Origin of the sequence: Bacillus sp. TSO22 (assembly GCF_020223595.1) — a bacterium.
GTDB classification, from domain to species: Bacteria; Bacillota; Bacilli; order Bacillales; family Bacillaceae; genus Bacillus; species Bacillus inaquosorum.
Genome location: NZ_JAHAWO010000009.1, coordinates 491,237 through 511,983, shown reverse-complemented (window position 1 = coordinate 511,983; position 20,747 = coordinate 491,237). Strand labels below are relative to the sequence as shown.

General features: G+C 42.7%; 21 protein-coding genes. 13 read left to right on the top strand and 8 right to left on the bottom strand.

Translation table 11 applies throughout. From position 1 onward, the window contains the following. Nucleotides 1–6 precede the first annotated feature (6 nt). The 4 genes from KHQ79_RS11085 to sipT all read left to right on the top strand — a co-directional run bounded on the left by KHQ79_RS11085 (nt 7) and on the right by sipT (nt 4,312). Entirely contained in the window at nt 7–762 is a 756-nt protein-coding gene (locus KHQ79_RS11085; RefSeq protein ID WP_003218720.1) for a DeoR/GlpR family DNA-binding transcription regulator, read from the top strand. After that, nucleotides 759–1,670, top strand: coding sequence for a 1-phosphofructokinase (gene pfkB, locus KHQ79_RS11080; RefSeq protein ID WP_003238876.1), 912 nt, complete (start codon nt 759–761; stop codon nt 1,668–1,670). The genes KHQ79_RS11085 and pfkB overlap by 4 nt, the downstream gene beginning before the upstream one ends. A gap of 14 nt (nt 1,671–1,684) precedes the next feature. Further along, complete coding sequence (locus KHQ79_RS11075) at nt 1,685–3,586, top strand: PTS fructose transporter subunit IIABC (RefSeq protein ID WP_225515147.1); 1,902 nt, start codon at nt 1,685–1,687, stop codon at nt 3,584–3,586. A 144-nt stretch (nt 3,587–3,730) separates the two neighbouring features. Beyond that, entirely contained in the window at nt 3,731–4,312 is a 582-nt protein-coding gene (gene sipT / locus KHQ79_RS11070) for a signal peptidase I sipT (RefSeq protein WP_003238872.1), read from the top strand. Between the two features lie 35 nt (nt 4,313–4,347). Here the strand turns inward: sipT and KHQ79_RS11065 are convergent, their stop codons facing one another. Next, nucleotides 4,348–4,617, bottom strand: coding sequence for a hypothetical protein (locus KHQ79_RS11065; RefSeq protein ID WP_003222329.1), 270 nt, complete (start codon nt 4,615–4,617; stop codon nt 4,348–4,350). 177 nt (nt 4,618–4,794) lie between these two features. Between KHQ79_RS11065 and KHQ79_RS11060 the strand changes: the two genes are divergently transcribed. Both KHQ79_RS11060 and KHQ79_RS11055 read left to right on the top strand, forming a co-directional pair. After that, nucleotides 4,795–6,414 carry an ABC-F family ATP-binding cassette domain-containing protein gene (locus KHQ79_RS11060; protein WP_003238870.1) on the top strand — a complete coding sequence of 540 codons (1,620 nt, stop codon included), beginning with the start codon at nt 4,795–4,797 and terminating at the stop codon, nt 6,412–6,414. 59 nt (nt 6,415–6,473) lie between these two features. Further along, on the top strand, nt 6,474–7,385 hold the full coding sequence (locus KHQ79_RS11055) for a ketopantoate reductase family protein (RefSeq protein WP_225515145.1): 912 nt from the start codon (nt 6,474–6,476) through the stop codon (nt 7,383–7,385). A gap of 28 nt (nt 7,386–7,413) precedes the next feature. On the opposite strand, the gene KHQ79_RS11050 is transcribed toward KHQ79_RS11055, so the two are convergent. From KHQ79_RS11050 to mreBH, 3 genes are all read right to left on the bottom strand, one after another. After that, entirely contained in the window at nt 7,414–8,646 is a 1,233-nt protein-coding gene (locus KHQ79_RS11050) for an aminopeptidase (RefSeq protein WP_225515143.1), read from the bottom strand. A gap of 111 nt (nt 8,647–8,757) precedes the next feature. Next, on the bottom strand, nt 8,758–8,892 hold the full coding sequence (locus tag KHQ79_RS11045) for a protein YkpC (protein ID WP_003238865.1): 135 nt from the start codon (nt 8,890–8,892) through the stop codon (nt 8,758–8,760). A 100-nt stretch (nt 8,893–8,992) separates the two neighbouring features. Then, complete coding sequence (gene mreBH, locus KHQ79_RS11040) at nt 8,993–10,000, bottom strand: cell shape-determining protein MreBH (RefSeq protein ID WP_029316824.1); 1,008 nt, start codon at nt 9,998–10,000, stop codon at nt 8,993–8,995. Between the two features lie 282 nt (nt 10,001–10,282). On the opposite strand from mreBH, the gene abhA reads away from it, so the two are divergent. From abhA to ade, 5 genes are all read left to right on the top strand, one after another. Continuing rightward, nucleotides 10,283–10,561 (top strand): transcriptional regulator AbhA, encoded by a 279-nt coding sequence (gene abhA, locus KHQ79_RS11035; protein WP_003238863.1) that lies wholly within the window; start codon nt 10,283–10,285, stop codon nt 10,559–10,561. A 192-nt stretch (nt 10,562–10,753) separates the two neighbouring features. Beyond that, nucleotides 10,754–12,040 (top strand): two-component sensor histidine kinase KinC, encoded by a 1,287-nt coding sequence (gene kinC / locus KHQ79_RS11030; protein ID WP_060398540.1) that lies wholly within the window; start codon nt 10,754–10,756, stop codon nt 12,038–12,040. A 15-nt stretch (nt 12,041–12,055) separates the two neighbouring features. Continuing rightward, complete coding sequence (locus KHQ79_RS11025; RefSeq protein WP_225515141.1) at nt 12,056–12,883, top strand: gamma-glutamylcyclotransferase family protein; 828 nt, start codon at nt 12,056–12,058, stop codon at nt 12,881–12,883. 71 nt (nt 12,884–12,954) lie between these two features. Next, nucleotides 12,955–13,620: a Ktr system potassium transporter KtrC gene (ktrC, locus tag KHQ79_RS11020; RefSeq protein ID WP_003222311.1), complete on the top strand. Its 666-nt coding sequence runs from the start codon at nt 12,955–12,957 to the stop codon at nt 13,618–13,620. A 157-nt stretch (nt 13,621–13,777) separates the two neighbouring features. Continuing rightward, the gene (ade, locus tag KHQ79_RS11015; protein WP_225515139.1) at nt 13,778–15,511 is read left to right on the top strand and encodes an adenine deaminase; all 1,734 of its coding nucleotides are present in this window, start codon (nt 13,778–13,780) and stop codon (nt 15,509–15,511) included. Between the two features lie 237 nt (nt 15,512–15,748). Here ade and rnjA read toward each other — a convergent pair whose 3' ends face one another. Both rnjA and rnpZA read right to left on the bottom strand, forming a co-directional pair. Then, complete coding sequence (rnjA, locus tag KHQ79_RS11010) at nt 15,749–17,416, bottom strand: ribonuclease J1 (RefSeq protein WP_003238841.1); 1,668 nt, start codon at nt 17,414–17,416, stop codon at nt 15,749–15,751. Between the two features lie 5 nt (nt 17,417–17,421). Next, nucleotides 17,422–17,631 (bottom strand): RNA polymerase subunit omega 1, encoded by a 210-nt coding sequence (gene rnpZA, locus KHQ79_RS11005; RefSeq protein WP_003238840.1) that lies wholly within the window; start codon nt 17,629–17,631, stop codon nt 17,422–17,424. Nucleotides 17,632–18,013: 382 nt separating this feature from the next. Here rnpZA and KHQ79_RS11000 point away from each other — a divergent pair, with 382 nt between their 5' ends. Beyond that, complete coding sequence (locus KHQ79_RS11000; protein WP_225515137.1) at nt 18,014–18,787, top strand: Cof-type HAD-IIB family hydrolase; 774 nt, start codon at nt 18,014–18,016, stop codon at nt 18,785–18,787. Between the two features lie 41 nt (nt 18,788–18,828). Here the strand turns inward: KHQ79_RS11000 and def are convergent, their stop codons facing one another. Then, nucleotides 18,829–19,383, bottom strand: coding sequence for a peptide deformylase (def, locus tag KHQ79_RS10995; RefSeq protein WP_119913799.1), 555 nt, complete (start codon nt 19,381–19,383; stop codon nt 18,829–18,831). A gap of 108 nt (nt 19,384–19,491) precedes the next feature. Then, nucleotides 19,492–19,641 carry a YjcZ family sporulation protein gene (locus KHQ79_RS10990; RefSeq protein ID WP_060398544.1) on the bottom strand — a complete coding sequence of 50 codons (150 nt, stop codon included), beginning with the start codon at nt 19,639–19,641 and terminating at the stop codon, nt 19,492–19,494. A gap of 213 nt (nt 19,642–19,854) precedes the next feature. On the opposite strand from KHQ79_RS10990, the gene KHQ79_RS10985 reads away from it, so the two are divergent. Continuing rightward, nucleotides 19,855–20,526 (top strand): YkyA family protein, encoded by a 672-nt coding sequence (locus KHQ79_RS10985; RefSeq protein ID WP_100274761.1) that lies wholly within the window; start codon nt 19,855–19,857, stop codon nt 20,524–20,526. The last annotated feature ends 221 nt before the right edge of the window (nt 20,527–20,747 follow it).

The window sequence follows — 20,747 nt, the reverse complement described above, 5'->3', positions numbered from 1 at the left end:
TGAAGCATGCTAACTCCTGAACGGCATCAATTGATTATTGATCAAATAGAAAAGTATGATGTGGTAAAAATTCAAGAGCTCATAAATCTGACAAATGCTTCTGAATCAACAATCAGAAGAGATTTATCGACACTTGAAGAACGCGGTTTTTTAAAGCGTGTTCATGGGGGAGCCGCCAAGCTTTCCGATATCAGACTTGAACCCGATATGCTTGAAAAATCATCCAAAAACCTTCACGATAAATTGAAGATTGCTGAAAAAGCGGCTTCACTTTTAGAAGAAGGGGATTGCATTTATCTTGATGCAGGCACGACGACTTTGCACATGATTGATTTTATGGATAAAAGCAAAGATATTGTCGTTGTCACAAACGGGGTGATGCATATCGAAGCATTAATAAGGAAAGAAATTTCTTTTTATCTGCTTGGAGGATACGTAAAGCACAGAACGGGCGCGGTTATTGGAGGCGCTTCACTGATTGCCATGGATCAGTACAGATTCGATAAGAGTTTTCTGGGGACAAACGGTGTCCATACAGAGGCTGGATTCACAACGCCGGACCCTGATGAGGCCCTTTTAAAACAGAAAGCTGTCAAACAGGCAAAACACGCTTACGTCTTAGCAGACCCTTCGAAATTCGGAGAAATTTCATTTTCGGCATTCGCCGGAATAGGCGACGCAACAATCATTACGACTGACGCTGAAGAGCTTACATTCGATAATTACCAAGAAAAAACTGTCGTAAAGGTAGTGAAACCATGATTTACACTGTAACACTTAATCCATCTGTCGATTATATTGTTCACGTTGAAGATTTTACTGTAGGAGGCCTGAACCGTTCCGTATACGATACAAAGTATCCAGGGGGCAAAGGCATCAACGTATCGAGACTGCTGAAAAGACACCATGTACCGTCTAAAGCGCTCGGATTTGTCGGCGGATTTACCGGAGAATATATCAAAACGTTTTTGCGGGAAGAAAACCTGGAAACAGCTTTTTCTGAAGTGAAAGAAGATACCCGTATCAATGTAAAGCTGAAAACTGGTGATGAAACTGAAATTAACGGGCAAGGACCGACAATTTCGGATGAAGATTTCAAAGCCTTTTTAGAACAGTTCCAATCTTTGCAAGAGGGAGATATCGTCGTCCTTGCAGGAAGCATTCCATCTTCACTGCCTCACGATACTTATGAAAAAATCGCAGAGGCCAGCAAACAGCAGAACGCGCGAGTTGTTCTGGATATCTCAGGCGAGGCGCTTTTAAAAGCGACAGAAATGAAACCCTTTTTGATGAAGCCAAACCATCATGAGCTGGGAGAAATGTTCGGCACGACAATTACATCTGTTGAAGAAGCTGTTCCTTATGGGAAAAAGCTTGTAGAACAAGGCGCTGAACATGTAATCGTATCCATGGCCGGAGACGGAGCGCTTCTGTTTACGAACGAAGCCGTTTACTTTGCTAACGTGCCTAAGGGGAAATTGGTAAACTCAGTCGGAGCGGGAGATTCCGTCGTTGCAGGGTTCCTTGCCGGTATTTCCAAACAGCTGCCGCTTGAAGAAGCATTCCGCTTAGGAGTGACATCAGGCAGCGCTACCGCGTTCTCTGAAGAACTTGGAACAGAAGAATTTGTCCAGCAGCTTCTTCCTGAAGTTAAGGTCACACGTCTATAGAGGAGGAAACAAAAGTGAAAATAACTGAGCTTTTAACGAAACATACGATAAAGCTTAATATTGAGAGCAAAGAAAAAGAAAATGTTATTGACGAAATGGTCACTGTTCTTGATAAGGCTGGAAAGTTAAATGACCGACAAGCCTACAAAGAAGCCATTTTAAATCGTGAGAGCCAGAGCTCAACGGGTATTGGTGAAGGAATCGCTATCCCGCATGCGAAAACGGCAAGCGTTATCAACCCGGCGATTGCGTTCGGACGTTCTAAAGACGGTGTCGATTATGAATCATTAGACGGCCAGCCGGCTCACTTGGTGTTCATGATCGCTGCGACTGAAGGCGCAAACAACACTCACCTTGAAGCATTGTCAAGACTTTCAACGCTGCTAATGCGTGAAGAAATCCGCAAGCAGCTCCTTGAAGCTGAGTCAGAAGATGCCATCATCGACATTATTAATCAGCACGATAAAGATGATGACGAAGAGGAAGAAGAAGCGGCACCAGCACCTGCCGGAAAAGGGAAAATCCTAGCGGTTACTGCATGTCCGACAGGTATTGCACACACATTCATGGCTGCGGATGCCCTTAAAGAAAAAGCGAAAGAGCTTGGTGTGGACATTAAGGTCGAAACAAATGGGTCAAGCGGTATTAAGCACAAGTTGACTGCCCAAGAAATTGAAGATGCACCTGCAATCATTGTCGCAGCGGACAAGCAGGTTGAAATGGAGCGCTTTAAAGGCAAGCGCGTGCTTCAAGTACCTGTTACAGCAGGTATCAGACGCCCGCAAGAGCTTATCGAAAAAGCGATGAATCAAGATGCGCCGATTTATCAAGGAAGCGGCGGTGCTTCTTCAGCTTCAAACGATGAAGATGAAGCAAGAGGCAAGTCTGGCAACAGCATCGGAAGCGCGTTTTATAAGCATTTGATGAGCGGTGTCAGCAACATGCTTCCGTTCGTAGTCGGCGGCGGTATCCTCGTTGCGATTTCATTCTTCTGGGGAATTAATTCATCCAATCCGGATGATCCTACTTACAATACGTTTGCTGCAGCTCTTAAGTTTATCGGCGGTGACAATGCATTAGGATTAATTGTGGCTGTTCTTGCCGGATTCATCGCAATGAGTATTGCAGACCGTCCTGGTTTTGCGCCTGGTATGGTCGGCGGATTTATGGCAACTCAAGCAAATGCTGGATTCTTAGGCGGTTTAATTGCCGGATTCCTGGCTGGTTATATCGTTGTTCTTTTGAAAAAAGCATTCGTCTTTATTCCGCAGTCACTTGACGGACTGAAACCTGTATTAATTTATCCGCTGCTTGGAATTTTCTTAACTGGTATTATCATGCGTTTCGTTGTGAATACACCGGTAGCGGCATTTATGGATTTCTTAACAAACTGGCTCGAAAGCCTTGGTACTGGAAACTTAGTATTAATGGGTATTATTTTGGGCGGTATGATGGCGATCGATATGGGTGGTCCGCTTAATAAAGCAGCCTTTACGTTCGGTATCGCGATGATCGATGCAGGCAACTATGCGCCTCATGCAGCGATCATGGCCGGCGGTATGGTTCCTCCGCTTGGTATCGCACTTGCAACAACAATTTTCCGAAACAAGTTCTCTCAGCGTGACCGTGAAGCAGGTATTACATGCTACTTCATGGGTGCTGCTTTCGTAACAGAGGGAGCGATCCCGTTTGCTGCGGCTGATCCGCTTCGCGTCATTCCAGCTGCTGTCGTTGGTGCAGCTGTTGCCGGCGGATTAACAGAATTCTTCCGTGTAACGCTTCCGGCCCCTCACGGAGGAGTATTCGTAGCCTTCATTACAAACCACCCGCTGCTTTACCTATTAAGTATCGTGATCGGTGCTGTCGTGATGGCAATTATCCTCGGTATCTTAAAAAAACCTGTTACAGAGAAATAAGAAAAAAAGCGTCCTTCATTCGAAAGGACGCTTTTTCTTTATCCTGCTGGCGGGAGCGCGGTTAAGTTATGTACTTTATCATCATTTATGATAAAGTAAAAGAAGGGAAACAACTGACATAGCAATCGTCTAGGAGGAAACACTTTGACCGAGGAAAAAAATACGAAAACTGAAAAAACGGCGAAGAAAAAAACCAATACGTACTTGGAATGGGGAAAAGCGATTGTCATCGCTGTTCTGCTGGCTCTCCTGATCCGTCACTTTTTGTTTGAGCCTTATTTAGTTGAAGGTTCATCTATGTATCCCACATTACATGATGGAGAAAGGCTGTTTGTGAATAAAACAGTCAACTATATCGGCGAACTGCAGCGCGGAGATATCGTCATTATCAACGGTGAGACGTCAAAAATCCATTATGTAAAAAGATTGATCGGAAAGCCTGGAGAAACCGTTCAAATGAAGGATGACACGCTTTATATAAACGGAAAAAAAGTAGCCGAGCCTTACTTGTCTAAAAACAAAAAGGAAGCAGAAAAACTTGGTGTCAGTCTGACAGGCGACTTTGGACCGGTTAAGGTTCCAAAAGGCAAATATTTTGTCATGGGAGATAACCGGCTGAATTCAATGGACAGCCGAAACGGGCTGGGACTGATTGCGGAAGACCGGATTGTCGGTACATCGAAGTTTGTCTTTTTCCCGTTTAACGAAATGCGTCAAACAAAATAAAAACGCCTTGCTGGCCTTTGGACAGCAGGCGTTTTTTAATTTGAAAAAGAAGCGACTAATGCAATGCATAATACCGTGATGAACACTGAACCGATAATGGCCAGCACACTGAAGAAAAGGTGAACCTGTTTGTTCTCTTTTCCGCGCTTTTCTAAAAGTCGCTTAGAGAAAATGTGCGAAAATATGTAAATAAGGGCTATGCCAATATATAAGCCGATATCTTTGGCGGTAAAGCCTGTTACGGCAAGGTAAAAGCCCGTAAAAAAGATTAATAAGCAGTATTCAGTAAGTGTTAAAAGCCTCAACGTGTTCCTCCATGAGAGTGTAATTTTCCAGCCGGATGCATCTCTCTGCTTCATTGTAACATAGCTGGCCGCTTTGAGTGTATAAGTGTTTTCTCTCTGTTTTATCAGGGAATCATTTCTCTTGCCCTGCATTCATGGTATACTTTTATTGATGATAGACATGATGGAGGATAATAAATGATTGCTGTAAATAATGTAAGCTTGCGGTTTGCAGATCGCAAGTTATTTGAAGATGTCAATATTAAATTTACCCCAGGCAACTGCTATGGGTTAATTGGTGCAAATGGTGCCGGTAAATCAACGTTTCTGAAAGTGTTATCAGGCGAAATTGAGCCTCAGACAGGCGACGTTCATATGAGTCCTGGCGAGCGTCTTGCCGTCTTGAAGCAGAACCATTTTGAGTACGAAGAGTATGAAGTGCTGAAAGTGGTCATTATGGGTCACAAACGCCTGTATGAAGTCATGCAGGAGAAAGACGCCATCTACATGAAGCCTGATTTCTCAGATGAGGATGGAATTCGTGCTGCTGAGCTCGAAGGTGAATTTGCAGAGCTGAACGGATGGGAAGCGGAAAGTGAAGCTGCGATCCTTCTAAAAGGCCTTGGAATCTCAGAAGATCTTCATACGAAGAAGATGGAAGACCTTGGCGGTTCAGAGAAAGTAAAAGTGCTCTTGGCCCAGGCATTATTCGGCAAGCCGGATGTTCTGCTGCTTGATGAGCCGACGAACCACTTGGACCTTCAGGCGATTCAGTGGCTGGAAGAGTTTCTGATTAACTTTGAAAACACAGTTATTGTTGTATCCCATGATCGTCACTTCTTAAATAAAGTGTGTACACACATCGCTGACCTTGATTTTAACAAAATCCAAATCTATGTCGGAAACTATGATTTCTGGTACGAATCAAGCCAGCTGGCGTTAAAGCTTTCTCAAGAAGCGAACAAGAAAAAAGAAGAGCAAATTAAACAGCTTCAAGAGTTTGTCGCTAGATTCAGCGCCAATGCGTCTAAATCTAAGCAGGCAACATCAAGAAAGAAACTTCTCGAAAAAATTACGCTGGATGATATTAAACCGTCTTCCCGCCGCTATCCTTACGTTAACTTTACGCCGGAACGGGAAATCGGAAATGATGTTCTTCGGGTGGAAGGCTTAACGAAAACAATCGATGGCGTAAAAGTGCTCGACAATGTCAGCTTCATTATGAATAGAGAAGATAAAATTGCTTTTACTGGCCGCAACGAACTGGCTGTTACTACGCTGTTTAAAATCATTTCTGGGGAAATGGAAGCTGACAGTGGAACGTATAAATGGGGCGTTACAACATCTCAAGCGTTTTTTCCAAAAGACAACAGCGAATATTTCGAAGGCAGTGATCTGAATCTTGTAGACTGGCTTCGCCAATATTCTCCTCACGACCAAAGTGAGAGCTTTTTACGCGGATTCTTAGGTCGCATGCTGTTCTCCGGCGAAGAAGTCCACAAAAAAGCAAATGTACTATCCGGGGGAGAAAAGGTTCGCTGTATGCTTTCGAAAGCGATGCTTTCTGGCGCCAATATTTTAATTTTGGATGAGCCGACCAACCATTTAGACTTAGAATCCATTACAGCGCTCAATAACGGCTTAATCAGCTTTAAAGGCGCTATGCTGTTTACATCCCATGACCATCAGTTTGTACAGACCATTGCCAACAGAATTATAGAAATTACACCTAACGGCATCGTCGATAAGCAAATGAGCTATGATGAGTTCCTTGAAAATGCTGATGTGCAGAAAAAATTGACTGAACTATACGCGTGATAAAAAAAGCAGAGATTCCTCTGCTTTTTTTGCTACATAGATATGAAAGGGGACACGACATGAAATTTTTAGTTGTCGGAGCAGGAGGAGTAGGCGGGTATATTGGCGGACGGCTTGCAGAGAAAGGCAATGATGTGACATTTCTCGTACGCCAAAAGAGAGCTGAGCAGTTAACAGAAACCGGGCTTGTCATCCATAGTGAAAAGGGGAGTGTATCATTTCAGCCCGCATTAATCAGTGCTGGAGAAACAGGGCAGTTTGATGTCGTTATCATCGCTTCTAAAGCATATTCACTTGGTCAAGTGATAAACGATGTCAAACCGTTTATCAATCGCGAATCTGTCATTATCCCTTTCTTAAACGGGTACCGACACTACGAGCAGCTGTTTGCGGCATTTTCAAAAGAACAGGTGCTGGGCGGTTTGTGTTTTATAGAAAGTGCCCTAGACAACAAGGGAGAAATTCATCATACGAGCGCATCGCATCGTTTTGTATTCGGAGAATGGAACGGTGAGCGTACGGAACGAATAACAGCGCTTGAAGAGGCGTTTTCAGGCGTGAAGGCAGAAGTCATCATCAGCGATCATATCGAGAAGGACATTTGGAAAAAGTATCTGTTTATTGCGGCGCAATCGGGGATCACAACGTTATTTCAAAGGCCGCTTGGCCCGATCCTCGAAACAGAAGGCGGACGTCACACGGCTCAAACTCTTATTGGAGAGATTGGCTCTATTTTGCGAAAAGACGGCGTTCCGGCTGATCCGAGTCTTGAGGAAGAGAGCTTCCGGACGATGTTAAGCATGTCTTATCATATGAAGTCCTCCATGCTGCGTGACATGGAAAAGGGACAAACGACTGAAGGCCACCACCTGCACGGCTTTTTGCTTGAAAAAGCAAAGCGTTTATCTCTTGCGGCACCTATATTAGAAACGGTTTATGCCAATCTGCAAATGTATGAAGCAGAAAAATAAAAAGGAGGCGAAAGCCTCCTTTTGTTTACTAAAAAGCCCAATTTCCGTTTCTGAAGATAGGCTCTCTTTTACCGTCTGCTGTAATTCCGTCAATATTCATATCCTGAGAACCAACCATAAAGTCCACGTGTGTAATGCTTTCATTTAAGCCTTCTTTGACAAGCTCCTTACGAGACATCTGCTTTCCGCCTTCAATGTTAAAGGCATAGGCACTGCCGATCGCCAAATGATTTGACGCATTTTCATCAAACAATGTGTTATAGAAAAGAATATTTGATTGTGATATAGGCGAATCGTAAGGAACAAGTGCCACTTCACCTAAATAGTGAGAACCCTCATCTGTTTCCACCAGTTCTTTTAAAATGTCCTCGCCTTTTTCGGCTTTAATGTCGACTATACGGCCATTTTCAAAAGTGAGGGTGAAGTTTTCGATAATATTTCCGCCGTAGCTTAACGGTTTTGTGCTCGATACGAATCCGTCGACTCCATCTTTTTGCGGCAGCGTAAATACTTCCTCTGTCGGCATATTGGCCATAAACTCATGGCCGCTTTCATTTACGCTGCCCGCGCCTGCCCATACATGCTTTTTCGGCAGCTTAATGGTTAAATCAGTTCCCTTTGCTTGATAATGTAAAGCAGCATAATGTCTCTCGTTCAAATGGTCAACTTTTTCATGAAGATTTTGATCATGCTTGATCCAAGCTTGTACCGGGTCGTCTTCGTTTACGCGCGTTGCTTTAAAAATTTCTTCCCACAGAAGCTGAATCGCTTCCTCTTCTGATTTGCCAGGAAACACTTTCTGAGCCCAGCCTGCTGATGCCGCACCTACGACAGTCCAGCTGACTTTGTCCGATTGAATATATTGTCTGTATGTATGTAATGCTTTGCCAGCAGCTTTTTGGAATGCAGCAATCCGCTTGGAATCTACACCTTTTAGTAAGTCTGGGTTTGACGACACGACAGAGATGAAAGCAGCTCCTTTTTTAGCAAGCTCTTCTCTGCCTTTTGCTTCCCATTCAGGGTATTCTTCAAATGCTTCAAACGGCGCGAGTTCATATTTGAATTTGGCGACTTCGTCATCCTGCCAATTCACCGTTACATTTTTTGCGCCTTTTTCATATGCATGTTTCACAATTAAGCGGACAAAATCCCGTACATCTGTTGAAGCATTTACGACTACATACTGCCCTTTTTGGACGTTTACGCCGACTTCTACCGCCAGCTGTGCATATGTATTTAATTTCTGTGAAAATGAATCCATGAATCATTCCTCCTCAAGCTTTTTTCTCATCATATCAAATATAATCCTATAAAGGAAAGAAAGGAGGCCAAAGTGAAAAACCCAAAACAACATGTCTTGGGTTTTTCAATATTATGGATGATTCAGTTTTACAGTGCCGCCTGCAGGCGAATGGGGCATATTGGCCAAAGAAATGCTCATGCCTCCAAGAATGATTCCGCTTAAAATGGCTGCGATCGCTACTCTTCTTCCTAAATCTCTTAGCATCTGTTTCCTCCTTAACGTTTCTCCATTTCCCACAATATGAAGGAAGTGAGGAAAAAAGAAGCAAGAAATTTGCTGGATGTGAGATTTTTGCAGGAAAAGACTATTTAATCGCCTTTTGAAGCTTATCGATCACTTCTAAAGAACGGCCTGTGCCGATTGCCACAGATTCAAGCGGATTTTGCGCCACGTGTACAGGCACTACAATCTCTTCTGTGAGCCATTCTTTTATCCCGTTAAGAAGTGCGCCGCCGCCCGTTAAAATAACGCCGCGATCAACAATATCTCCGCTCAATTCAGGCGGGCAGTCCTCAAGCGTAGCTCTGATGGCTTCAAGAATATGCAGGAGAGATTCACGCATGGCATCTTGAATTTCGTTAGATTGAAGCATAATGGTTTTTGGAAGGCCTGTCACGAGGTCGCGTCCCCGAATTTCCATTGCTTCCGGCACATGCTCAATCAGGGCATGGCCAATTTCCATTTTCACCTGCTCAGCTGTGCGTTCCCCGATCAGCAAATTGTATTTTTTCCGGACAAAAGAAACGATATCCTCATCAAGCTGGTCTCCGCCGATTCTGATAGAGTGACAGGAAACAACGCCGCCGAAGGAAATGATGGCGACCTCTGTCGTCCCTCCGCCGATGTCTACTACCACATTGGCAACCGGCTCATCAACCGGTAAATCCGCTCCAATTGCGGCTGCTACTGGCTCTTCAATTAAATGGACGTTTTTCGCGCCGCAATTTTTCACTGCATCACTGATGGCGCGGCGTTCTACTGCTGTTGAGCCTGACGGTGTGCAAACGACTACATTCGGTTTTCTGAACGACATGCCGATGCTTTTTGCGGCTTTTTTCATAATGTGCTTTAACAAATCAGTTGTCATATCATAGTCTGCGATAACGCCATCTTTCATTGGTCTGACAGCGACAATTTTTCCCGGCGTTTTGCCAATCATGTTTTTTGCGTCAGCTCCGATAGCAAGTACTGCTTTTGTCGTTGTATCCACGGCGACAACAGATGGTTCATTTAAGATAATTCCTTTATTTTTGCTGTAAACAAGTATATTAGCTGTTCCTAAGTCAATCCCGATTTCAGTTGATTGAAACATGTCTTCACCCAATCTCTATCCTGATTTTATATGATTCTACATTTAAAGTTTCTAAGAAATGAAGCGATTTTTGGGGGTGTGCGTCGGGAAAGAAATGTTTTTGTAAAAAAACGCGGAACTGTGTAACAGAAGTAATACATTTCTCGGTTTTATGGAAAAAATATCTTGTAATTCTTATAGAAAGCGGGAAACTTTTTCTAAGTTTCGTACGTCTACGATATATTGAGGTACATCCTTAAACATTACATGAGAAAAGAAACATTTAAAGGAAGAAGGGTTTTTATGAAATCAATAGGTGTTGTGAGAAAAGTAGATGAATTAGGCCGTATTGTTATGCCGATAGAATTAAGACGGGCACTGGATATTGCCATAAAAGACAGTATTGAATTTTTTGTTGACGGAGATAAAATTATCTTGAAAAAGTACAAACCTCATGGTGTTTGTTTAATGACCGGAGAAATCACTTCAGATAATAAAGAATACGGCAACGGTAAAATTACGTTAAGCCCAGAAGGTGCACAGCTGCTTCTTGAAGAAATTCAAGCCGCTTTAAAAGAATAATATCATGTTGAAAAAAGGCGGAGCGATACAATCTCCGCCTTTTTTTGCGTGCCTATTTCTGTTTACCGCCGCCTAAGATATGACAGCATGAACATCAGGTAATGAATGATTTGGGATACTTTACATATTTTACTCAATTTTTTGTCGAAGAATGGTACAATAAACAAAGAAACACAAGCGGCAGGTGGTCATATGAGAAAATATCAAGCGCGTATCATTTCCATCATTTTGGCAATGATTTTTATTATGTTTTGGGATTATTTATTTTATTTTATAGGCAAAAACCCGATTAATTGGCCTGTTGATATTGTGTATACTGCGGTCACGATAGTAAGTGTCTGGATGCTGGCTTATTATATTGATGAGAAACAGCAGCTGGTTAAGAAAATGAAGGATAATGAATGGAAGTATAAGCAGCTCTCTGAAGAAAAGAACCGCATCATGGATAATTTGCAGGAAATCGTATTTCAAACGAATGCAAAAGGCGAAATTACATATCTAAACCAAGCGTGGGCATCAATAACCGGCTTTTCAATCCGTGAATGTATGGGAACGATGTATAATGATTACTTCATAAAAGAAAAGCACGTAGCCGACCATATTAACACCCAAATCCAAAACAAAGCGTCTTCTGGCATGTTTACTGCAAAATACGTGACAAAGAACGGCACGATTTTTTGGGGAGAAGTTCATTATAAGCTTTACTACGACCGGGATGACCAATTTACAGGCAGCCTGGGCACAATGTCAGATATCACAGAGCGGAAAGAGGCTGAAGATGAGCTCATTGAGATTAATGAACGGCTGGCGAGAGAATCTCAGAAACTGTCAATCACAAGTGAACTTGCCGCCGGTATTGCACATGAGGTCAGAAACCCTTTAACATCTGTCAGCGGTTTCCTTCAGATTATGAAAACACAATATCCGGACAGAAAAGGCTATTTTGACATCATCTTTTCAGAGATTAAAAGAATCGATTTGGTGCTCAGCGAGCTGTTGCTGCTGGCAAAACCGCAGGCGGTCACATTTAAAACACATCAGCTCAATGAGATCTTGAAACAGGTTACGACACTGCTTGATACCAATGCTATTTTGTCCAATATTGTCATAGAAAAAAATTTCGAAGAGACAGACGGCTGTATCATTAACGGGGACGAAAATCAGCTAAAGCAGGTCTTTATCAATATTATTAAAAACGGGATTGAAGCAATGCCAAAAGGCGGTGTCGTTACCATTTCGACTGCTAAGACAGCCTCTCATGCAGTCATAAGCGTCAAAGATGAAGGGAACGGCATGCCGCAGGAAAAGCTTAAGCAGATAGGCAAACCTTTTTATTCAACAAAAGAAAAGGGCACCGGACTCGGGCTTGCCATTTGTTTGAGAATCTTGAAGGAACATGACGGGGAATTGAAAATCGAAAGTGAAGCTGGAAAAGGCAGCGTCTTTCAAGTGGTTTTGCCTTTAACATCAGACAGCTGAGAGGGGAAAAATAAAATGAACTCGCTTCTGTTTGTATACGGGACATTAAGAAAGCATGAAAAAAATCATCATCTGCTGGCACAATCGGCATGTATCAATGAGCAGGCCAGAACGAAGGGATGTCTGTTTGCTGCAATAGAGGGGCCCGCAGCCGTTTTTGAAGATGAAGGCTATATATACGGCGAAGTATATGAAGCAGATGAATTGTATATACATAAGCTCGATCAGTTTTTTCAAGGCTATGATCAACAAACGGTGCTTGTAGAAACGGATACCGGGATCAAAAAAGCGCTTATTTATTTTATGAACAAAGACAAGTGTGCCGGCTTTCCGAAAATAAGCAGCGGCGACTGGAAAGAACATCAGATGATCAGTAAATCGCAAAATCCTGTTTATTATTTTGCCTATGGGTCCTGCATGGACAATGCCCGCTTTCAAAAGGCGGGAGTCGATCACTATTTTCAAGATCCAGTGGGAAGAGCTGTTTTAAAAGGATACACAACCCGCTTTACGCTAAAAAGAGAGGATGGCTCAAGAGCGGATCTGATGGAAGACGGAGGAACAACAGAAGGTTTTTTATACCGTATCCCTTTTTCTGCTCTCTCCTATCTATATAAAAGGGAGGGCGTTGAATCTCTTACGTATCGGCCGGCATTTGTAGATGTTGAAGCAGGCGGAAGGCGCTACACGGACTGTTTAACCTTTCTCGTCCTTCAAAAAGCAGCGGAAACTGCCCCGCCTGAGCACTACCAGATTGAAATTGAACGCGGAGCGGAGCTGTATTTGTCACCGGGGTTTGCTGACAAGCTTAAGCGGCATATGAATTCGCTGCCAAAAGGTTAACGAAATTAACACTGTTACAAAAGAATATGATAAAATTTGATCAATATGATGTCAGGTAAAGGAGCACCACTATGAAAAAAGAATTTGCGGTAATTGGACTAGGCCGTTTTGGTGGCAGTATTTGCAAAGCATTAAGCGAAGAAGGCGTAGAGGTTATGGCAATGGATATCGATGAAGATAAAGTCAACGAGTATGCCAAGATCGCATCTCACGCCGTTATCGGTGATTCAACAGACGAATCTGTCCTGAAAAATTTAGGTCTGCGAAACTTTGACCACGTCATTGTAGCCATCGGAGAAAATATCCAAGCGAGTATTTTAACGACTCTCATTCTGAAAGAACTGGGCGTTCACACCATTACAGTTAAGGCCCAGAACGATTATCACGAAAAAGTGCTGTCTAAAATTGGTGCAGATCACATCGTCCATCCGGAACGCGATATGGCAAAGCGAATTGCGCATAACATCGTATCCAACAACGTACTGGATTATTTAGAGCTGTCTGAAGAGCATAGTCTTGTTGAAATCGTAGCCAACAGCCGCCTGGCCGGAAATACGCTTCTCGATTTAGATATTCGTGCGAAATACGGTATTAACATCGTAGCCATCAAAAGGGGCAAGGAAGTTATCGTATCGCCGCTTGCAACCGAGGTCATACATCAAGAAGATATTCTCATCGTTATTGGTTCGGTTACAGACATTTCCCGTTTTGAAAAAAGAGTTCTCCATACAAAATAGCAGTAAAACAAAAGCCGTCCCAAAGGGGCGGCTTTTAATATTATCAGAATATAACAACTTTAATGAAGTGAGCGCCAATTTCTTAAAATTTTATTGACTAAGCATAGGCGTTCCGATAGCATATTGTACCATATAATAAAAAAGAGGAGGGGCCTATTTGAATAAAGAAACGCTGGTCAATAGGCTGAATGCTTCAGCCCGAAGACAAAAAGCTGATATCGTCATTAAGAACGGAAAAATCATGGACGTATTTAACCAAGAGTGGATATATGAAGATATTGCAATTACAGATGGAGTCATTGTAGGCCTCGGCGAGTATGAAGGCGAAAAAATCATTGATGCAGAGGGACAAATGGTTGTTCCGGGTTTTATTGATGGACATGTACATATTGAGTCTTCAATGGTTACACCGATTGAGTTCGCTAAAGCGGTATTGCCGCATGGCGTGACAACCGTTGTTACCGATCCGCATGAAATAGCGAATGTGTCTGGCGAAAAAGGGATTGCATTTATGATTGAACAGGCTCGGCAAACACCGCTGAATATCCATTTTATGCTTCCCTCCAGTGTGCCTGCTGCAAGCTTTGAGCGATCAGGCGCAGTACTCAAAGCTGCTGATTTAAAGCCTTTTTACGAAGAGCAAGAAGTATTGGGACTGGCTGAAGTCATGGATTATGTGTCGGTTCAGCATGCTGAAGAAGATATGGTTCAGAAACTGCTCGATGCCCGCGTTGCAGGAAAGCGGATTGACGGTCATTTAGCGGGTTTATCAACAGATCTCATTAACATTTATAGAACCGCATTTGTCTTGAACGATCATGAAGTAACGACGAAGGAAGAAGCCCTTGATCGTATTAGAAGGGGAATGTATGTCATGATGCGTGAAGGATCAGTCGCAAAAAACACTCTAAAAGTGCTGCCCGCGGTGAATGAAAAGAACGCGCGCCGTTTCTTTTTCTGTACAGATGATAAGCATGTGGATGATTTATTGTCAGAGGGAAGTGTAAATCATCAAGTAAAAATGGCGATTCAAACCGGACTTGACCCGTTTTTAGCCTATCAATTAGGAAGCCTTAACGCAGCCGAATGCTACGGGCTAGATACAAGGGGAGCGATCGCCCCGGGTTTTGACGCTGATCTGCTCTTTGTTTCTGATCTGGAAAACGTCACAGTCACAATGACGATGGTAAAAGGACAGACTGTTGCTGAAGGCAAAAAAGCAGTCTATCAAGATAGCGCTCCAGCTGCAGCTCCAGAACCGGCACTGCTCGATTCTGTTAAGCTTGCTGCTCCTCTTAAAGAACAGAATTTACATATGCCAATCAATTCAAGTCAGCAAATCAATGTGATTCAAATTATTCCAAACCAGCTTGAAACACGATTGGTACATGTTCCGGCTCCTGATGCACACGTTTTTGAGCCTGACACCGAGCTCGATTTGTTAAAGATTGCAGTCATTGAGCGGCATAAAGGATTAAAAGAAGTCGGACTTGGTGTGGTGAAAGGATTTGGATTCAAGAGCGGAGCGATTGCAACAACCATTTCGCATGATTCCCACAATATTATTGCCGTTGGAACAAATGATGCCGATATCGCGGCTGCAGTTAATAAGCTGCAGGAAATTGGCGGAGGATTAACGATTATAAAAAATGAAGAAGAGCTTCATTCAGTACCGCTGCCGATTGCGGGGTTATTATCCGACCAATCTGCGGAGCAGGTGAATCAAAGCTTGCTGACGCTGCATGATAAATTGTCGTTAGTTGGTTTCACAGGCGGGTTTAATCCATTTTTGACGCTGTCGTTTTTAGCTTTGCCTGTCATTCCCGACATTAAAATGACGACAACGGGATTATTTGATGTGAAGTCATTTCAGCATATTGGATTACAATAAAAAAAGATGCACTCTCAAGTGAGTGCATCTCAGCGTAGCGACAAACCCTCGCATTCGTTGTCAGGCCTGCGCTTCGGTGCTCACGAATTTCAACATTCGCTGTGCTCCGATGCTCGTCCTTCCTAGAATTCAAGGGTTTTCAATCACGCTGAAAAGATGAAAAAATCCTAAAACTAAAAATCGTTTTAGGATTTTTTCAACAATCTAAGATGCACTCTCAAGTGAGTGCATCTTTTTTTAAACCTCCATAATGATCGGAAGGATCATCGGACGGCGTTTCGTTTTTTCGTATAAGAACGGCGCAAGCGTATCTGTAATCTCGTTTTTGATTTCAGACCATTGAGTCGTTTTTCGTTCCATCACTTTTTGTAAGTGGTTTGAAATGAGCTCTTGAGCGTCATTGATCAAGTCGCCAGATTCTCTCATGTACACAAATCCTCTGGAAATCAAATCAGGCCCAGCTGAAATCTTAAAGCCATCCATGTCAATGCTGACAACCACGATGACAAGGCCTTCTTCAGAAAGAATTCTGCGGTCACGAAGCACGATATTGCCAATATCACCGATGCCGCTTCCGTCAATGTATACTGAACCGGACGGGATTTTGCCGGCAACTGAAGCTTCATCACCTTTAAGCGCCAATACTTCACCATTATCCATGATAAAGCAGTTTTCTTCAGGGATGCCGCAATCTGTTGCAAGTTTGACATGCATCTTTTGCATTCTGTACTCACCGTGAATCGGCATGAAGAATTTAGGCTTAATTAAACGTAGCATAAGCTTCTGTTCTTCCTGTCCGCCGTGACCGGATGTATGGATATCATTAAGAGGTCCGTGAATAACCTCGGCCCCTGCACGATACAGCTGGTTGATTGTACGGCTCACGCTGATTGTGTTGCCTGGGATAGGGGATGAAGAAAATACGACTGTATCTCCAGGATTGATTGAAATCTGGCGGTGTGTGCCGTTTGCAATCCTTGATAATGCCGCCATCGGTTCCCCTTGGCTTCCTGTACATAAAATCGTTACTTTATTAGCAGGCATACGATTGATTTCGTTATGCTCAATAAACGTATTTTTAGGACAGTTAATATATCCGAGAGTTTGTCCGATTTCGATAGCCGATTCCATACTGCGTCCAAATACGGCAACTTTTCTTCCATTTAATACAGCAGCCTCAATTACCTGCTGCAAGCGGTGAATATTCGACGCAAATGTAGCAAAGATAACTCGGCCGTCTACCTTGCGGAAAATGTCGTGAATGCTTTCTCCGACACGGCGTTCAGACATGGTGAACTCTGGGTTCTCGCTGTTCGTGCTGTCTGAAAGGAGGCACAGAACGCCTTCTTTTCCGATTTCGGCCATTTTCGTCAAGTTTGCCGGCTCGCCGACTGGAGTAAAGTCGAATTTGAAATCTCCAGTATGTACGATGTTTCCAGGCGGTGTCTTTACAACAATACCGTAGGAATCCGGAATACTATGTGTTGTTCTGAAGAATGACACAGCCGTTTTGCGGAACTTTACGATATCATCCTCACCGATAATGTTCAGTTTCGTCTGTCTTAATAATCCATGCTCTTCAAGTTTATTCCGAAGTAAGCCGATCGCGAGTTTACCGCCGTAAACAGGAATATTTACTTGTCTGAGCAGGTACGGAATACCGCCGATGTGGTCTTCGTGCCCGTGGGTGATAAAAAGCCCTTTAATTTTATCTTCGTTTTTGACTAAATACGTGTAATCAGGGATAACGTAGTCAATTCCCAGCAGTTCGTCCTCGGGAAACTTGATCCCCGCATCAATCAGCACAATTTCATCCTGAAATTGTACCGCATACGTATTTTTACCGATTTCGCCCAACCCTCCGAGGGCAAAAACAGCAGTCTGATCATTTTTTACAAATTTCATACCGCTCATAACTCCAATACTTTAAAATTTTCGCTCTGTTGTTCATATTCTAAAAATGCACCATTAACAGGTGTGATAAACTCAATATTAAATTTCTTCTCTTTCAGCTTTGTTCTGACGTCACGCTCAGATACGCCTTCAATATAAAGTGAATCTGTCTTTTCCCGAACAGGTACTTCGTCAGCCTTTTCTTGATAAAATACCTTATAAATCATCCAAATCTCTCCTTAAATGCCGTATGTTAGACTCGCTTACTCTATTATATTCGAAAACGGAATATAAGGAAAGCCTTGAGCAAAATAAGGACCTCTCGAAAAGTGAAAGATCCCTTGTCAGGCAATCGCTTTCTTGCGGAGCATTCCGTTCCATTGTCTTCTGAGTTTCTTTCTTAATTTGCGCAGCATTTGTTAGTTCCTCCTTTAATATAAACTTGTCCAGCGTTCTTTTATACAAATAGTATACGGAGATTGAGGAAGACTTTTCGTGGTTATTAATGGAATTTAATGTGATTTTTGAACGAAATAGTTTGCTGAATGGCAATCTTTTTGTATGATGAGGGTGGGAATTGCAGATCATGACGATAAAGGGGAAGTTATAATGGACTCAAAATTAATCTTTTTTGATATTGACGGTACGATATATGATCATGACAAGAATATACCGGAAAGTACGAGAAAAACGGTGGCTGAGCTGCAGCGCCAAGGGCATCATGTGTTTATCGCCAGCGGGCGGTCTCCGTTTATGGTTAAGCCGATTTTGGAGGAGCTGGGCATATACTCATTTATCTCCTATAATGGGCAGTATGTTGTCTTTGAAAATCAAGTGATCTATAAAAATCCGCTGCCTGAAGAGGCAATCAGACGATTATTAAAGCAGGCGGGAGAGGGCAAACATCCTGTTGTTTTTATGGCTGAGGACACGATGAAAGCGACTGTTGCGGATCATCCCCATGTTCTGGAGGGAATCGGCAGCCTTAAAACCGATTATCCAGAAACCGATGACCTTTTCTATGAAGGAAAAGAAATTTTTCAGCTGCTTTTATTTTGCCAGGATGAAGAAGAAAAGGCTTATGCCGCTTTTCCTGAATTTGACCTCGTACGCTGGCATGAGTTTTCGACTGATGTTCTGCCGCACGGAGGTTCGAAGGCGGAAGGGATCAAAAAAGTGATTGAGCGTCTCCCGTTTGATATCAGCGATACATATGCTTTCGGTGACGGATTAAACGATCTTCAAATGATTGAATATGTCGGGACAGGCATAGCTATGGGAAACGCTGTTCCTGAATTAAAAGAAATCGCGGACTTTGTAACAAAGGCGGTAGACGAGGATGGAATCGCGTACGCTGTCAAAGAATTGGGTCTTTTAAAATAAAGAAACGGCTGGCACTGCACTGTGCCAGCCGCTTTTTCTTTTTAGCGCTCAATCGCGATTGCATTTTCAGGTTCTTTGAAAGGATTCTCCTTATCAATATGATCATAGAACATAACGCCATTTAAATGATCGATCTCATGCTGAAACACAATAGCCGGAAATCCTTTTAAACGGATATCAATGTTTTCGCCTTCAAGGGTTGTTCCTTTTACTCTGATGCGAGCGTAGCGGGGAACATAACCGGGAATCGCTTCATCAACAGACAGACAGCCCTCGCCGCTTGTTAAGTAGCTTTTTTCGACAGAATGGCTGACGATCTTAGGATTAAACAAAGCATAGCTGTATAACTTTCCGGAAGCATCCTCCGCATGAACGGCGATCATTCGTTTTTTGATATTAATTTGAGGAGCTGCGAGTCCTACGCCTGGACGCAGCGTGTATTTTTCGGCTAATTCTGGATTTTGGCTGTTCTTAACAAATTCGATCATGTCGGCCAGCTGCTGTTTGTCTGCATCAGTCGGAGGCAGCTCAACAGGTTCGGCTGTCTCTCTTAGGGCTGGATGGCCGTCACGTACGATGTTTTCCATAGTAATCAAGAAACTTCACTCCTAAAACTTAATATGTAAATTATATCGGATTTCTTCACAAAGGTGCAACGAACGAATGACCAGCCGTAGATGGCTGGTCAAGTTCATGCTGTGTGATTAGCAACAGCCTCCGCCTAAATAAGCAGCTCCGACAATGATTAACAGAATGAATAAAACAACAATTAGCGCAAATGTGCGGCCGTAGCCATATCCATATCCGTAACCACCATAACCGCAGCAGCTTCCGCCGTAACCATATCCATACATATTACAAAACCTCCTCTTTTAATTACGCCAGAGCCTTTATCAGTAGGCATAGCGTCTACTATAAGCTATGTAAAAACAAAAAAGTTGTATGGTCATCTGTCCTGATTTTTCAGTTTTTTGATTTGATTGCAGCGTTGCATTCATACAGTACATCTATTGCCAAATGCCCCCATGGATTCTATAGTAGAAATTGTCAAGATTGGGGGATTTAACGTGAAAGACGCAATAAAACGGCAGCCCGTAATGAAAATCGGAGCTTTTTGTGCTGTGACATTGATATTAACAGGTTGCATGGGACAGGACCCGGTTGATTCACTGCATCACTCATTAGAAAAAGCCGCAGAATCGGAAAAGCCGTTTCAAGAAGAACAGAAAACGCTCGAAGAATTAGAGGCGAAAGAAAATCAGCTTTATGATGATGTCATGAATCTCAATATGGATGATTATAAAAAAATTGTTGCTTTATCTAACGAGGCACTTGAAAATGTCAGCAAGCGAGAAGAACATCTAAAGATTGAAAATGACAGCATCAAACAATCGGAATCGGAATTTGAGGAAGCAAAAACCTCTGCCGAACATATTAAGGATAAACACATAAAAGAAAAGGCAGATGCCGCAGCAAGCCACATGGAGAAAAGATATTCATCATATGGCACTATGTATGAAGAATATAAAAAAGCGCTTCAGCTTGATAAAAATCTGTATAAGCAGCTGAAAGACAAAGACTTGACACGAGACGATCTGGATCAGCAGATCGACAAAGTCAATGCTTCTTATGAAAAAGTCCTTAAATATAGCGGAGAATTTAATGAACAAACAGAAAAATATAATAAAGCCCGGGAAGATCTATATGATGCCGCGGGCTATCATGTGAAAAAGAGCTGACTTTGGACAGCTCTTTTTTAAATAAACACGCCACCGATTTGTTCAAAATTTTCATTTCTATTGTAGTACAGCGTGGGAGTGTATACTAGTACAGTTTTGGATGCAGTCAGCATCTGTTTTTTTATTGAAAATGTAAAGCGAATACATTTATTGAAAATCAGCGATGAAAACGATTGACGGTTCTTCTTTATTTGGTGTAAACTAATCCATGTTAAGCGGTG